This window comes from Myceligenerans xiligouense, assembly GCF_003814695.1.
GTDB lineage: Bacteria > Actinomycetota > Actinomycetes > Actinomycetales > Cellulomonadaceae > Myceligenerans > Myceligenerans xiligouense.
The window spans coordinates 1,383,300-1,398,304 of record NZ_RKQZ01000001.1 but is presented as its reverse complement, the minus strand read 5'-3'; the positions used below and the strand labels follow the sequence as shown (position 1 = coordinate 1,398,304).

General features: G+C 73.9%; 10 protein-coding genes. 2 read left to right on the top strand and 8 right to left on the bottom strand.

Annotated elements, in window-relative coordinates; all coding sequences use genetic code 11:
* The first annotated feature begins 2 nt into the window (after positions 1-2).
* A complete protein-coding gene (locus EDD34_RS06025; protein ID WP_123813759.1) occupies positions 3-1,850 on the top strand; it encodes an ABC transporter ATP-binding protein/permease in 1,848 nt (615 codons plus the stop codon).
* A complete protein-coding gene (locus EDD34_RS06020) occupies positions 1,847-3,568 on the top strand; it encodes an ATP-binding cassette domain-containing protein (protein ID WP_123813758.1) in 1,722 nt (573 codons plus the stop codon). The genes EDD34_RS06025 and EDD34_RS06020 overlap by 4 nt, the downstream gene beginning before the upstream one ends.
* A gap of 125 nt (positions 3,569-3,693) precedes the next feature.
* Here EDD34_RS06020 and leuA read toward each other — a convergent pair whose 3' ends face one another.
* The 8 genes from leuA to EDD34_RS05980 all read right to left on the bottom strand — a co-directional run bounded on the left by leuA (position 3,694) and on the right by EDD34_RS05980 (position 14,917).
* The gene (leuA, locus tag EDD34_RS06015) at positions 3,694-5,535 is read right to left on the bottom strand and encodes a 2-isopropylmalate synthase (RefSeq protein ID WP_123813757.1); all 1,842 of its coding nucleotides are present in this window, start codon (positions 5,533-5,535) and stop codon (positions 3,694-3,696) included.
* A gap of 234 nt (positions 5,536-5,769) precedes the next feature.
* The gene (locus tag EDD34_RS06010; RefSeq protein ID WP_123813756.1) at positions 5,770-6,987 is read right to left on the bottom strand and encodes a pyridoxal phosphate-dependent aminotransferase; all 1,218 of its coding nucleotides are present in this window, start codon (positions 6,985-6,987) and stop codon (positions 5,770-5,772) included.
* A gap of 17 nt (positions 6,988-7,004) precedes the next feature.
* Entirely contained in the window at positions 7,005-9,191 is a 2,187-nt protein-coding gene (locus EDD34_RS06005; RefSeq protein WP_123813755.1) for a DUF7937 domain-containing protein, read from the bottom strand.
* Positions 9,192-9,385: 194 nt separating this feature from the next.
* Positions 9,386-11,014 (bottom strand): alpha/beta hydrolase family protein, encoded by a 1,629-nt coding sequence (locus EDD34_RS06000; RefSeq protein WP_123813754.1) that lies wholly within the window; start codon positions 11,012-11,014, stop codon positions 9,386-9,388.
* 27 nt (positions 11,015-11,041) lie between these two features.
* Positions 11,042-11,998, bottom strand: a complete 957-nt coding sequence (gene era, locus EDD34_RS05995; RefSeq protein ID WP_123813753.1) for a GTPase Era — start codon at positions 11,996-11,998, stop codon at positions 11,042-11,044.
* Positions 11,995-13,371: a hemolysin family protein gene (locus EDD34_RS05990; RefSeq protein WP_123813752.1), complete on the bottom strand. Its 1,377-nt coding sequence runs from the start codon at positions 13,369-13,371 to the stop codon at positions 11,995-11,997. The genes era and EDD34_RS05990 overlap by 4 nt, the downstream gene beginning before the upstream one ends.
* A gap of 10 nt (positions 13,372-13,381) precedes the next feature.
* Positions 13,382-13,834, bottom strand: a complete 453-nt coding sequence (gene ybeY, locus EDD34_RS05985) for an rRNA maturation RNase YbeY (protein ID WP_123813751.1) — start codon at positions 13,832-13,834, stop codon at positions 13,382-13,384.
* Between the two features lie 9 nt (positions 13,835-13,843).
* The gene (locus EDD34_RS05980) at positions 13,844-14,917 is read right to left on the bottom strand and encodes a PhoH family protein (RefSeq protein WP_123813750.1); all 1,074 of its coding nucleotides are present in this window, start codon (positions 14,915-14,917) and stop codon (positions 13,844-13,846) included.
* Positions 14,918-15,005 lie beyond the last annotated feature (88 nt).

Here is a 15,005-nt window from a genome sequence, read left to right as displayed (position 1 = left end):
CCATGATGATCTCCCCGCTGCTGCTGCGCGTCGCGGCCCGGGAGCGGAACGCCTCCGCGCTGACCGTCGGACTGCAGGTGGCGGCGACGGCGACGTTCCTGCCACAGGCGTGGTTCCTGGCGGCCGGGCTCACGGCGATGGTCTCCGGCGACACCGCCACGCTGCTGCGGTCGGCCGGGGCGATCCTCGGACTCGTCCTGGTGCGCGGGCTGCTGACCTGGTCCCAGGCGCGGGCGGCGGCCCGGCTGGGTTCGGCCGTGCGCGTGCGCCTGCGCGACGAGGCCCTGACGGGGGCCCTCGTCCCGTCCGCCCTGCACGACGCCCGCCGCCGGGACGGGGCGCTGCGGGCCACGCTCGTCGACGGCGTGGACGGCGTGGACACGTACGTGACGCGCTACCTGCCGGCCGTCGCCCAGGTGCTGATCCTGATCCCGCTGGTGGTGGCGCTGCTGTTCGCCGTGCACCCGGTGGCGGCGGCCGCCGCGGGGCTCGCGGCGGTGGTGGCCGTGCTCGCGCCGCTGCTGTGGCGCAAGGTGCTGGTCCGGCGGTCGAGCACGCACTGGGACACCTACGAGGGTCTGGGCTCCGACCTGCTGGAATCGCTGCGGGGCATGACCACGCTGCGCGTGCTGGGCGAGACGGGCGTGGCCCGGGCGCGGATCACCGAGCGCTCCGACGCGCTGCATCGCGCGACGGTGAGGGTGATGCGCACGTCGCTGTTCGACACCGCGATCATCGACCTGGCCGTGCAGGGCGGGACCCTGGCGGCGGTGGTGCTGGCCACCACCGACGCGCTGGCGTCCGGGGACCGCCCGGCCACGGCGTACCTGGTGCTGCTCCTGTCCGGCGAGGTGTTCCGGCCCGTCCGCGACCTGGCGCGGGCCTGGCACGCGGGCTATCTCGGCACGTCGGCCGCCCCCGCCCTGGCCGCCCTGGGCGCGGGCGTACCGCCCGGGCCCCACCCGGGTGGCGGGAGCGGCGGGGGCGAACCGTCCGCGGCAGGTGCGGGATCGGCGGCGCGGACGGGCACCGGCTCGGCCTCGGCGGCCGGCGATGCCTCGTCCGCAGGAGCGTCCGGCGACTCGCGTGGCGGCCGGACGGGCTCGCGGGCCACGGCCGATCTCGTGATCGAGGGCGTCACGTTCGGCTACCCGGGTGCGGGACGGGCGGTCCTGCGGGACGTGCACGCCACGTTCCCGGTCGGGACCGTGACCGCGGTGGTCGGGCCGAGCGGGGCCGGGAAGTCGACGCTGCTCGACCTGGTCCTCGGGCACCTGGCACCTGGTACCGGGCGGGTGCACCGCGGCGGCCTGCCCGTGGGGGCCGACGACGTCGCCCTGGTGGCCCAGCGTCCCGTGCTGTTCGAGGGTTCCCTGCGCGAGAACCTCACCGTGGGCCGCCCCGCGGCGACCGACGCCGAGATCCGCGATGCCTGCGCCGCCGCCGGCGTCCTCGACGAGGTCCTGGCCCTGCCGGACGGCCTGGACACGCGCGTCGCCACGGCGGGCTCGACCCTGTCGGGCGGGCAGCGCCAGCGGATCGCACTGGCCCGGGCGATCCTGTCCGAGCGGCCCGTCCTGCTCGCCGACGAGCCCACCAGCGCCCTCGACCCCGCCGCCGCCCGGACCGTCACCCGCACCCTGGCGCGGCTCGGCGCGGATCGGGTGGTCGTGGTGGTCGCCCACCGGCCGGAGTCGCTGGACGGCGTCAGCCGCGTCCTCGAGCTGCACGACGGCGCGCTGCGTCCCGCGCCGGACTCCCCAGGAACTGACGTCGCCCGGCGGAACCCGGCCCCCGTGGGCGAGACCGCCGCGACCGCCGCCCCACTCTCCCCAGGGAGCCACGCATGAGCCCTCGCCCCCTCGCCGCCCTGTTCACCGAGCTGCGCCGCGAGTACCGCGCCATCGCCCTGACCACGGCGGTGGTGACGGCCAGCCTGCTCGCGCTGGGCACGCTCGTCGTGCTGCCCGCGTTCGCCCTGGGCCGCGCCGTCGTGCTCGGCGAGGCGCCCGCCCCCGGGTTCTGGGCCGCCATGACCGGACTCGTCCTGCTCCGCGCGCTGCTCACGTGGTCCGAGATGGACCTGTCCCACGCGGTCGCGTACCGGGTGCTGGCACGCCTGCGCATCGCGCTGTTCGACCGGTACGCCGTCGCCCTGCCGTCCCGCCGCCGCGAGAACACCGGCGACGCGGCGGCCACCGCGCTCACCGACACCGAGAAGCTCGAGTTCTTCTACGCGCACACTGTGGCGCAGCTCTTCGCCGCGGCCGTCGTCTGCCTGACCGGCCTCACCCTGCTGACCGTCGCGTACCCGCCGCTCGCCCTGGTGGCGCTGGCCTGCCTGGCCGGCGTCGCGGGCACGGCGGTGCTCGGCCGGCGCCGGCTCCACGGCCTGGGCAGGCTCGCCACCGCGCAGACCGGCGCGCTGTCGGCGCACGTCGTGGACGTCCTGGGCGGCCTGCGGGAGGTACTCGGGTACGGCCTGGCACCCCGCGTCCGCGCCGACGTCGCCGCCCGGGGCGCCGACGCCGCCCGCACCGCGGGGCGCATCGAGACCACCCAGCGTCTTCTGGGCGCGCTGCGCGAGACGGGGGTGACCGTGGCGGTCGTCGCCGTGCTCACCGTCGCCGCGTTCGGCGGCGTGCCTCCCGAGCATCTGGCGGGGCTGGTCACCATGGCTCTCGCCACCATCGCCGCCGCGGCCGACGCCGCCACCACACTCACGCAGCTGCGCCCGGTCGAGGCCAGTGCGTCTCGCGTGCGCGACGAGCTCACCCGGCCCGCCGTCGTCGTCCCCGCCGCGCGGCCCCGGCCGCTGCCGGACGGACCGCTCGGGCTGGCGTTCCGCGAGGTGACCTTCGGGTACGGGGAGGCCGCCGTCCTGGACCGGTTCTCCCTGGACGTCGCCCCTGGCGAGCGGGTCGGGGTGCGGGGGCCGTCCGGGGCCGGGAAGTCGACACTCGTGGCGCTGGCCGGGCGGCTGTGGGATCCGGACTCCGGCGTGGTCGCGCTGACCGCGGGCGGAGGCTCGGCGCTCGGTCCCGGCGGCGGGGCCGGTGGCGGGGCCGGTGGCAGGACCGGCGGCGGGGCTGGAGGCAGGACCAGTGGCGGGTCCGGCGAGGTCTCGCTGACCGAGCTGGCGGACACCGAGCTGCGCCGCGCGGTCGGGGTCGTCGAGCAGGACGGACGGCTCTTCTCCGGGAGCGTCTCCGAGAACCTGCTGCGCGGCACCGACGCGAACGAGGCCGAACTCGTGCGGGTGCTCGGAGCGCTCGGGCTGGGGGACGACGTCGGGCCCGGTGACCACGTGGGCGAGGGCGGTCTGCGGCTGTCGGGCGGACAGCAGTCCAGGCTCCGGCTGGCTCGCGCCGTGCTGCGGCGCCCCCGGGTGCTGGTCGTGGACGAGCCGACCGCCGATCTCGACGCCGGCAGCGCCGACCGCGTGCACCGGCTGCTCGCATCGCTGACCTGCACCCTCCTGGTGGTCTCCCACCAGGAGGCCACCCTGGCCGGAATGGACCGCGTGATCGACCTGAACCGGACACTGACACCCGCCCGAACCCGATAACCATCAGATCGACCACCCCGGCGGACACACCCCCGGCGAAGTGGTCGGTCCGTCGTCCTTGCGGTCGGCCCATCGGGGGACCGACCGCAAGGACAACACACCGACCGCGCGACAACCGGCGGACGTCAGGCCGCGGTGCGCTCCGCGCGGTTGACCGCCGAGACGATCGCCTTCAGGGACGCCGTGGTGATCGACGGGTCGATGCCCACGCCCCACAGCACGTCGTCGCCCACCTGGCACTCGACGTACGCGGCCGCCGTCGCGTCGCCGCCCTCGGAGAGCGCGTGCTCGGTGTAGTCGAGCACGCTGACCTGCACCCCGACGCGCGAGATCGCGTCGACGAACGCGTCGATCGGGCCGTTGCCGGACCCGGTCAGGGTCTGCTTCTCCCCGCGGTCGACGACGTCGACCTCCATGGTGGCCGTCCCGCCCTCGGCGCCCGTGACGCGCGTGTGCTCCAGCTTGAGACGCCCCCACGGCCGCAGGCCCGACTCGACGGCACCGGCCGAGCCCTCCTCGATCGGCAGGTACTCGTCGGTGAAGATGCGCCAGATGTCGTCGCCGCTGACCTCGTGGCCCCCCGTGTCGGTGACCCGCTGCACGGCGCCGGAGAACTCGATCTGCAGTCGGCGCGGCAGGTCCAGGCCGTGGTCGTGCTTGAGCAGGTAGGCGACCCCGCCCTTGCCGGACTGGCTGTTCACCCGGATGACCGCCTCGTAGGAGCGGCCGACGTCGCGCGGGTCGATCGGCAGGTACGGCACGCCCCACGGCAGCTCGTCGACGGTCACGCCGGCGGCCTCCGCCTGGCCGGACATGTGCTCGAAGCCCTTCTTGATCGCGTCCTGGTGCGAGCCGGAGAACGCGGTGAACACCAGGTCGCCCACGTACGGGGTGCGCTCGGGGACGGCGAGCTGGTTGCAGTGCTCGACGGTGCGGCGGATCGCGTCGATGTCGGAGAAGTCGATCTGCGGGTCGATGCCCTGCGCGAACAGGTTCATGCCCAGCGTGACGAGGTCCACGTTGCCGGTGCGCTCGCCGTTGCCGAACAGGCAGCCCTCGATGCGGTCGGCGCCCGCGAGGTAGCCGAGCTCGGCCGCGGCCACCGCCGTGCCCCGGTCGTTGTGCGGGTGCAGCGACACGATGACGTTCTCGCGGTGGTTCAGGTGCCGGCACATCCACTCGATCGAGTCGGCGTACACGTTGGGCGTGGCCATCTCGACGGTGGCGGGCAGGTTGATGATGACCTTGCGCTCCGGGGTGGGCTCGAAGACCTCGAGCACCTCGTTGCAGATGCGGACCGCGAACTCGAGCTCGGTGCCGGTGTACGACTCCGGCGAGTACTCGTAGTAGATCCTGGTCTCCGGCAGGCTCTCCTCGAGCTTGCGGCACAGCTTCGCGCCGTCGAGCGCGATGTCGACGATGCCGTCCTGGTCGGTACGGAACACCACGTCGCGCTGCAGCACCGACGTCGAGTTGTACAGGTGGACGATCGCCTGCTTCGCGCCGCGGATCGAGTCGTAGGTGCGCTCGATCAGGTGGCCGCGCGCCTGCGTGAGGACCTGGATGACGACGTCGTCCGGGATCCGGTCCTCCTCGATGAGCCGGCGGACGAAGTCGAAGTCGGTCTGGCTCGCGGAGGGGAACCCGACCTCGATCTCCTTGTAGCCCATCTTCACGAGCAGGTCGAACATCCGCAGCTTGCGCTCGGCGTCCATCGGCTCGATGAGGGCCTGGTTGCCGTCCCTCAGGTCGACCGCGCACCAGCGCGGCGCCTGCTCGATGCGCTTGGTGGGCCAGGTCCGGTCGGGCAGGTCGACGGTGAACTGCTCGTGGAACGGCCGGTACTTGCTCACCCGCATGCCGGACGGCTGCTGCGGGTTGGCCTCGATGAGTCCGCCGGCGGTGCCGTACACGGGGTCACCGTGCGTCGTGGCAGGGGCGGTCGTGCTCTCCGTGCTCGTGTTCATGACTTGCGCGTCCTCCGGGTAGAAGTGACCTTCTCTCAGCGACGGCCCGGGTCACGGGCCGCGGCCGGCATCACGAAGCCACCGCGGCGAGGAGTCCGGCCTCTTTATGGGGCCTCGCCGCGGCACCGAAGGAGGAGGCTCTTCGCCGGGTGCACGCTGTCACTGTACCTCCGCGTGTTGCCCGCACCACACCTGTCCACCATGTGGTGGCGGCAGGACGACCGTGATCTTCGATCAGGCCCGCTTCGTCTCCAGGAAGTCCGCTATGCGGCCGATCGCGTCTTCCAGGACGTCGACAGCCGGCAGCATGACCAGGCGGAAGTGGTCGGGATCGGGCCAGTTGAAGCCCGTCCCGTGGGTCACCAGGATGTGCTTCTCCCGGAGGAGCTCCAGCACCAGCTTCTCGTCGTCGTCCACGGCATAGACCTCGGGGTCCAGGCGCGGGAAGCAGTACAGCGCGCCCTGCGGGGCGACGGTGCGCACCCCCGGGATCTCGTTGAGCAGGCGGACGGCCGTGTCGCGCTGTTCGAGCAGCCGGCCACCCGGCAGGAGGAGCTCGTCGACGACGGACGGGTCGCCGCCCAGCGCCGCGGGGATCGCGTACTGCGCGGGGACGTTGGCGCACATGCGCATGTTCGCCAGGAGAGTGAGACCCTCGAGGAAGTCCGTGGCGAGCTGCCGCGGGCCGGTGATCGCCACCCAGCCGGAACGGAACCCGGCCACGCGGTAGGCCTTGGACAGCCCGGAGAAGGTCAGGCACAGCACGTCGTCACCCGCGAAGGTGGCGGTGTGGTGGTGGCTGGCGCCGTCGAACAGGATCTTCTCGTAGATCTCGTCGCTCAGGAGCACGAGCCCGTGCCGCCGCGCGATGTCCGCCAGGGCCCGCACCGTCTCGGCCGGGTACACCGCGCCGGTGGGGTTGTTCGGGTTGATCACCACGAGCGCCTTGGTGCGGGGCGTGATCCTGGACTCGAGGTCGGCCAGGTCGGGCGACCAGCCGGCGGACTCGTCGCACGCGTAGTGCACCGGTGTGCCGCCGGTGAGCGTGACGGCGCCGGTCCACAGGGGGTAGTCCGGCGCCGGGATGAGCACCTCGTCGCCGTCGTCCACGAGCGCCTGCAGCACGAGCGAGATCATCTCGGAGACACCGCTGCCGATGAACACGTCGACGGGGGTCATGTCCAGCCCGCGGCCCGTGTAGTAGGCGGCCACGGCCTCGCGCGCCGGAAGGATGCCCCGCGAGTCGGAGTAGCCCTCCGCCTCCCGCAGGTGCTGCCGCAGGCCGTCGACGACGACGTCCGGCGCCTCGAAACCGAACGGCGCGGGATTGCCGATGTTCAGCTTGAGGACCTGGTGACCCTCGGCCTCGAGCCGCTCGGCCTCGACCAGGATCGGCCCGCGCACGTCGTACCGGACATCGCGGAGCTTGTTCGACTGCGTGATGGGGCGCACAGGCAGCATTGTCACACTTATCGGCGGGAACGGAGCGCTGCGTCCACGTCCGGGTCGCCGAGCGCGCCCAGCCAGTCGAGCAGCGCCGGGTACGTGGCGGGGTTCCGTGCCACGTGCGGCCGCAGGTGAGGGGCCTCCTGCACGATGACGGCGAGATCGGCCAGGGGCGTGCCCGGATCGAGCGCCACCTCGGGAGTCCAGCCGCGCGGCCGCGGCTGGGCGGGGCGGGGCTGCGCGGGCCGCGCGCCGTGACCGGACGCGGGCTGCGACCCGGCCCGCACCGGCTGCATGACGGCGGTCTCGTGGACGGCGCCGGACCCCGCCAGGCTCCGCATCTCGCGCGCCGTCGGCTCCTTCGCCACGTCCGACACGGACGGCTGCTCACCCGACGTGGCACGGTGCTCCTGCCCCGCGTAGGTGCGCACGGCACCGGAGGAGGACACCCGCCTGCGCGGCCGTTCCGGCGCCGCCGCCACGCCGGTGTCCGACGTCGTCGCCGCGGACCCGGTGTCCGACGCCGCGGCCGCCGTGCCGGTGTGCGGTGCCGCGGCCACGCCCCCGGTGTCCGACGTCGCGGCGGCGTCCCCGGTGTCCGACGTCGCCGCGGCATCCCCGGCAGGCCGCATGCCGCCGGAGGCCGGGCGCAGGACCGCGGTGACGTCCTGCGTGGGCTGCGGGCCGGAGGGCGCGCTCGTCGGCGCGGCGTCCGGCACCGTCGGCCGGGCACCGGACGCGGGCGACGGCGTGGGCGTGGGCGTGGCGTGCTCGGCCGGCCCCCCGGACCCCGCACGACCCCGTGCGTCCGCGGCGCTGCGCGTGCCGCCCGTGGGGATCTGCTCGCGCTCCCGGGCGGGCTTCTCCGGCAGGGTCGCCGGGCGCGCCTCGGCCGCCGGCGCCCAGATCCAGGCAGGGCTGTGGTCGACGGTGCCGTCGCCGGCGATGCCGGAGGTCTGGAAGTGCTCGCGGACCGCCTTCGGGACCATGAGCGCGGACGCGGCGATACCGGGCAGCCCCAGCGCGATGACGAGGTCCACGATCCGCACGCCCGCCCCGGTGCCCGAGGTCGCGACGACCACCACGAGGCCCAGCACACCGGTGACGCAGGCGGCGCCCACGGCCGGCACGTGCCCGGCGGAGGTGTCGCGCCGCAGCGAGCGCTGCCCGAACCAGGCGACGCCCGCGATGACGAGACCGAGGATGAGGCGGAGCAGGGGCGCCACGTCGAACCCGTCCGCGACGAGACTGGCGAGACCGGCGCCGGCGCCGCACACCGCCAGCAGCAGGAGCGCCTGGAAGGCGCGGATCGCCGCGCGGACCCACACGTCGACGGCGCCCGCGGCGGGCTGCCCGCCGGTGGACTCCCACACCGGCGAGCGCCGCACGGCCGGGGCAGCGGCCAGCGCGGCGAGGGCCGGGAACAGGACGAGGCCGAACCGCTGGCCGTGCGTCGACTCCACGCCGGGCAGGGCACCACCGGAGGTGAACACCGCCAGCACGGTCAGGACGACGCCGAGGGCGAGCAGCACGAGCCGCGCGGCCCGGTCGCGACGCCACGTCGCGAGCACGAGGAGCACGAGGAGGCCGGCGACCATGGCGAACCCGAGGGGCGCGCGCAGCATGGGACCGAGCTCACGGTCGGTGACGTAGGTCTGGACGAGCGAGACCAGGGCGCCGGCGGCGACGAGCCCGCCGGTCGCGGCGAACGCGGCACGCCAGCGGTCGTGGACGCGGCCGTCGAGCTCGGGCGGGCCGAGTTCGCTGTCGCGCGGCGTGGCGGCGAGCAGCGCGCCGGCGAGGCCGAGGCCGACGCCCGTGCCGACGCCCGACCCGTTCGCCAGGTCGATGGCGATCACCAGGGCCGCGACGACGAACGCGGGGATGTTCGCCCAGACCCGCCACTTGCGCGTGGCCCGCACCGTCCACGACGCGGGCAGCGCGCCGAACCGTGCCAGGTACGGCAGCGCGAGGGAGGCGAGCGAGACCGCGGTGGCGAGCACCACCTCCACCCGGTCGGCGCCGCGGTCCGCGGCGCTCCACGGGAGGGCGAGCGCGAGGAGGAGGACGAGCGCGGCGATGACATCGCGCACGAAGTCACCCGGCCGGTAGGTGGCGAACGGCGAGGCGGCGTCCGGTCCCTTCCGGGGGGCGGCGCCGGTCTCGGCGCTCCGGTGCTCCTCACGCTCCGGGGCGTGGATATCCGTCATTCACAACTCCTGAGGTGACGCCGCGGGCCAGGGGTCGCGAGGCGTGCGGTCGCGGGGCGTGCGGCATGGGTGTCCGCCACCGTTTCTACCGGGTCAAGCGGGGACCTGTCGTTCCGAATCGCGGCGACACACATCACATCGTGGGATCTCCGCACCTCCCACACATCCGCTCCGTCATCGGTGGCCGGTCCGGGTCAGATGCCGAGCTGGTAGACGCCCCAGTGGGCCAGCACCAGCCCGAGGGCGGCAGTGCCTGCTGCGACGGCCCAGAAGCCCGCCGTCACGACCCGGGCGCCTCCCCGGCGTTCGGCGTCGGGCATGTCGGCGTCGGGCACGGCGCCGGAGGCGACCCGCCACCCCACCGCCCGGCAGCGCAGCAGCAGGAGGGCCGCCGCGACCACCGCGACGACGCCGAGCGCCCGGACCCCGATCCAGCCCCCCTGGACCACCAGCGGGTTCTGGCCGTAGTCCTGCGCGATGCGCGCCACGGCGAGCAGGTAGGCCACGAGGGACACGGCGGTCGCGACGGTCACCCCGGCCATCACCCCCAGCGGTGCCCCCAGCCCGGCGGTGACGCCGTACGCGGCGCGCCGATCCGCGCCGCGCGCGGTCCTGGCGCGCACCGCGGCCCGGCCCGCCAGGCGGCTCCCCAGGAGGGTCACGCCGCCGCCGAGCATCAGCGCCGCGGAGCCGATCACGATCGCCAGCACGACGTCGCCGTCGGCGTACCAGTGCGGCTGCGGCACGGGCGCCGCGAGGTACAGCTGCTCGGGCTGGGCTCCCGCGATCCGGGGCTCCGCCGTCGCCGACGCCGGCAGGCCGTGCACCCAGGCGGCCACGTCACGCGCATAGCCCGGGTGCAGGTGGAGGTCGTCCCCGTGGGGCACGATGTCGTCCCCCAGCGGCTCGTCCGACACGTTGATGCCGTGGTTCGCCCCGCCGTAGAAACGCACGGTGACCGGAGCCTCCCCGCCGCGGGCGGCCGTGTCCGCGAGGACCTGCCGCACCGCCTGCTCCATCGGCATCGAGGGGTCGGTCGCGCCGTACGCCATGAAGATCGGGGCCGCCTGGCGGGCGAGCCACGGACGCACGTCGAAGTCCGCGTACTCGAACCCGCCTCCGGGCAGTCGGATGCCGACCGCCCGGGGGATCGCCCGGAACACGCCCTGCGGCACGTCCGTGTTGCGCAGGTAGCTGTCCATCGCGAACGCGGCCTGCTGTCGCGGCGGCACCACGGGCGCCGAGACCCAGATCTGGAACGCGAGGCCCGGGTCCCGGGCCATCATGACCGGCGCCACCCAGCAGCCCTCGGACTCGGCGTACAGCCCCACGCGTTCCGGGTCGACGCCGGGCATCCGCCGCAGGAACTCCACCGAGTGCTGGTAGTCGCCCGCCATCTCGACGTAGTCGCGGTGACGGGTCGAGTAGTGGGCGAGGTACTTGTCGGGCACGAGCGTGACCACGCCCGCGCTCGCCAGGGCGGTGGCCGCCTCGGTGAACGCGTCGCTCGCCTTCCCGGTCCCGGCGCCGTGCACGAAGACGACGCCGGGAGCGTCCGCCGCGTCGGTCACCGGCTCGCGCAGCAGCCCGCCCACCGACGCGCCGTCCGACAGCTCGATCGTCACGGAGGTCTCGCGCACCTCGAACCGGCCGGGCTCGCCCGCGCCGGCCTGCGGCTCCGAGCCGTGGATCGTCGTGTCGGCGGAGGCCGGCCTGACGTGCTCCGTGACGGGGACCGGGTCCCAGCCCGGCCCGGCGAGCGCACCTGCGGCCGCCAGGCCGAGAAGTATCGCGGCGCTGGTCGCGGCTGTCCGGAAGAACATCATCCGAGGCTACTCGGCGATCGCCGGTCAGAACCCCAGGCGCCGCAGCTGCTTCGGGTCCCGCTGCCAGTCCTTGGCCACCTTCACGTGGAGGTCCAGGTACACGCGGGCGCCGAGCAGCGCCTCGATGCCCCGGCGTGCCTCCGTGCCGACCGAGCGCAGCCGCGATCCGCCGCGGCCGATGACGATCGCCTTCTGCGAGTCGCGCTCCACGAACAGGTTGACGCGCACGTCCAGCAGCGGCGGCCGGCCCTTCTTCTCGTCGCCCGTGCCCTCGCGCTCGACGATCTCCTCGACCACCACGGCCAGCGAGTGCGGGAGCTCGTCGCGGACGCCCTCCAGCGCCGCCTCGCGGACGAGCTCCGCGACCATGACCGCCTCGGGCTCGTCGGTGAGCTCGCCGCCCGGGTAGAGCTCGGGGCCCTCGGGCAGGTGCCCGACCAGGACGTCGGAGAGCTCGCCCACCTGGAACCCGTCCTTCGCCGAGACCGGCACGATGTCCGCCCACTCGCGCTCCACGGACTTCGCGAGCTCCTGCACCGCGATCAGGTGCTCCACCATCACGGAACGCTCCACCGCGTCGGCCTTGGTCACCACCGCCACGACGGGCACCGCCCGGCGGCCCCGCATCAGCTCGGCGAGCTGCTGCGCGATGTACCGGTCGCCCGGCCCGACCTTCTGGTCCGCGGGGAGGCAGAAGGCGATGACGTCGACCTCGCTCAGCGTGTCCCGTACCAGGTCGTTCAGCCGCTCGCCGAGCAGGGTGCGGGGCCGGTGCAGCCCGGGTGTGTCCACCAGGATGAGCTGGGCGTCGGGCCGGTGCACGATCCCGCGGATGGTGTGTCGCGTGGTCTGCGGCCGCGCGGACATGATCGCGACCTTCTCCCCCACCAGGGCGTTCGTCAGCGTGGACTTGCCCACGTTGGGCCGGCCGACCAGGCAGGCGAATCCGGACCGGTGGACCGGTGAGGTGTCGTCGTTCACGCGTGTGCTTCCTTCTCGTACTTCGGCGGGTGCCCGGCGGCGTCGAACGGGCCGGTCTCGCCCCCATTGTCGCCGTCCACGGGGCTCACCCGGCGCACCACGAGCGTCGCGAGCTGCTTGCGGCGGCCCTCGACCCGCTCCGCGGTCAGGTGCAGACCCGACACCTCGGCCGCCGATCCCGCCAGCGGCACCTTGCCGAGCGCCTTCGCGAGGAGCCCGCCCGTGGTGTCCACGTCGTCGTCGTCCAGGCGCAGGTCGAAGAGCTCGCCGAGCTCGTCCACCGGCATCCGCGCGGGCACCCGGAACTCGCCGTCGGACAGCTCCTCCGGCTCCTGGACGGCGACCGTGTCGTGCTCGTCGGTGAGCTCGCCGACCAGTTCCTCGAGCAGGTCCTCGATCGTGACCAGGCCGGCGATCCCGCCGTACTCGTCCACGACCAGGGCGATGTGCGACGCCGAGGTCTGCATCTCGCGGAGCAGGTCGTCGACCGGCTTGGACTCGGGCACGAACACCGCCTCACGGGCGACGTCCGCGGCCGGCCGCAGGCCCGCCGGACCCGCGCCGTCCTCCACGGGCCAGTGCACGGCGGCGACGACGTCCTTGAGGTAGGCGACGCCGACGACGTCGTCCACGGACTCCCCGACCACCGGCACGCGGGAGAAACCGGAGCGGAGGAACAGCCGCAGCACCTTGGTGAGCGGCGTGCCGGCGGCGACGGTGATCATGTCGGTGCGCGGCACCATCACCTCGCGCACGATGGTGTCGGCCAGCTCGATGGCCGACCGCACCAGCTCCCGGTCCTCCTCCTCCAGGTCCTCCGACTCGCCGACGCGGTACGCCACGTCACGCCGGTGCTCCTCCGGGGACGACGGCGCCCGCGGGACGGACAGCCGCGTGAGGCGCGCCACGCCGCGCGAGATCACCGTCAGTGCCGGTGCGAGGGCGAGCAGCACGTGGACCGGCCGCCGGAAGCCGAGGGCGCGCGGCGAGACGCGCACGAACAGCACGCCGACGCCCAGGCCCGCGGCCAGGGCGATGAGCATGACGAGCAGCTCCGGAACGGGGTCGCCCGACGGCGGGTCCGGGATCGCCTGCTGGACCAGCAGCGTCGCGGCGGCGATCGCCACGACCTCGGCGGTGACGCGCACCAGGGCGAACGACGCCACGGTCGCCGTCGGCTCCACGACGAGGGCCAGCGCGGAACGCGCCCGTCCGGCGCGGCGGGGATCGGGCTCCGGCCCGTGCTCGGCGTCGGCGAGGCATTCCGCGAGGCCGGATCGGGTGACTCGGAGGAGCGCGGCCTCGCCGGCGGAGAGCACGCTCGCCAGGACGAAACCCACGAGTGCGGCGAGGGCGAGAAGACTGACGGTCACGAGGTGGTCCTCAGCGGTTCGCGAGGAAGGTCAGGAGAAGCTTGCGCTGCAGCGCGAACATCTCCGTCTCCTCCTCGGGCTCGGCGTGGTCGTAGCCGAGGAGATGCAGGATGCCGTGCACGGTCAGCAGGAGGAGTTCCTCGGCCGTGGAATGCCCGGCCGTCCGCGCCTGCTTGGCCGCGACCTCGGGGCACAGCACGATGTCGCCGAGCGTGCCCGGGGCCAGTTCCTCACCGGCGCGACCGGGGCGCAGCTCGTCCATCGGGAACGACAGCACGTCCGTGGGGCCGGGCTCGTCCATCCACTGCACGTGCAGGTCGGCCATCGTGGCGGAATCCACGAACAGGACCGACAGCTCGGACTGCGGGTGCACGTGCATGCTGTCGAGCACGTACCGGCCCAGAGCGGCGAACTCCGCCTCGTCGACCTCGTGCCCCGACTCGTTGTTGACCTCGATACTCACCCGTGCTCCCTAGCGCCGGCGCCGCTGCGGCGGCCGGTGGTCCTGCGGCTGGCGCCCGGGGCGCTGCCCGTCCGTGATGACGTCCCACCGCGCGTACGCGTCGATGATGTCGCTCACGAGCCGGTGGCGCACGACGTCGGCCGAGCCCAGCCGGCAGAACTCGACGTCGTCGACGCCGGCCAGGATGTCCTCCACGACACGCAGCCCGGACGTCTGGTTACCGGGCAGATCGACCTGTGTGGCGTCGCCGGTGATGACCATCCGGGAGCCGAAGCCGAGGCGCGTGAGGAACATCTTCATCTGCTCGGTGGAGGTGTTCTGCGCCTCGTCGAGGATGATGAAGGCGTTGTTCAAGCTCCGGCCGCGCATAAAAGCCAGAGGAGCCACCTCGATGGTCCCGTTCTCCAAGAGCTTCGGGACCTGCTCCTGGTCGATCATGTCGTGCAGGGCGTCGTACAACGGGCGCAGGTAGGGGTCGATCTTCTCCGTGAGCGAGCCGGGCAGGTAGCCGAGCCGCTCCCCCGCCTCGACGGCGGGACGGGTGAGGATGATGCGGTTGACCTGCTTGGCCTGGAGCGCCTGGACCGCCTTCGCCATCGCGAGGTACGTCTTGCCCGTGCCGGCCGGGCCGAGCCCGAACGTGATCGTGTTGGCGTCGATCGCCTCGACGTAGTGCTTCTGGCCGGGCGTCTTGGGCCGGATGGTGCGACCGCGGTTCGACAGGATGTCGAAGGTCAGGACGTCGGCGGGGCGCTGGGCCGACGCCGCCGTGAGCATCCTGATGGAGCGGGTGACCACCTCGGGCGTCAGCGCGGTGCCGGCCTCGACGACCTGGATCAGCTCGTCCAGGAGGCGGGAGACGAGTTCGACGTCCCCGGGAGGACCGGACACGGCGATCTCGTTGCCCCGCGCGTGGACGTCGACCTGGGTGAACCCGTCCTCGATGGCGCGGAGCACGACATCCTGGCTTCCGAGCAGGGCGACCATCGGGATGTGGGCCGGGACGACGACGCGATGCTCGGCGCCGCGCTGCGGCCTGCGGTCCGTCTGATGAGCGGGTGCGTGCGATGCGGAAGTTGTCATGGGCCGGCTGATGCCGATGCGCTCCTCGGTTCCAGGTCTGGGTGACCCGCTCATTCTATCGACCCGGGCCCGGTCCGCGCCGCCCCAT

Coding starts and splice junctions, on each gene's coding strand:
- EDD34_RS06005 (WP_123813755.1), bottom strand. CDS start 9,191: ATGACGGATATCCACGCCCCGGAGCGTGAGGAGCACCGGAGCGCCGAG.
- EDD34_RS06020 (WP_123813758.1), top strand. CDS start 1,847: ATGAGCCCTCGCCCCCTCGCCGCCCTGTTCACCGAGCTGCGCCGCGAG.
- EDD34_RS06000 (WP_123813754.1), bottom strand. CDS start 11,014: ATGTTCTTCCGGACAGCCGCGACCAGCGCCGCGATACTTCTCGGCCTG.
- EDD34_RS06025 (WP_123813759.1), top strand. CDS start 3: ATGATGATCTCCCCGCTGCTGCTGCGCGTCGCGGCCCGGGAGCGGAAC.
- EDD34_RS05980 (WP_123813750.1), bottom strand. CDS start 14,917: ATGACAACTTCCGCATCGCACGCACCCGCTCATCAGACGGACCGCAGG.
- leuA (WP_123813757.1), bottom strand. CDS start 5,535: ATGAACACGAGCACGGAGAGCACGACCGCCCCTGCCACGACGCACGGT.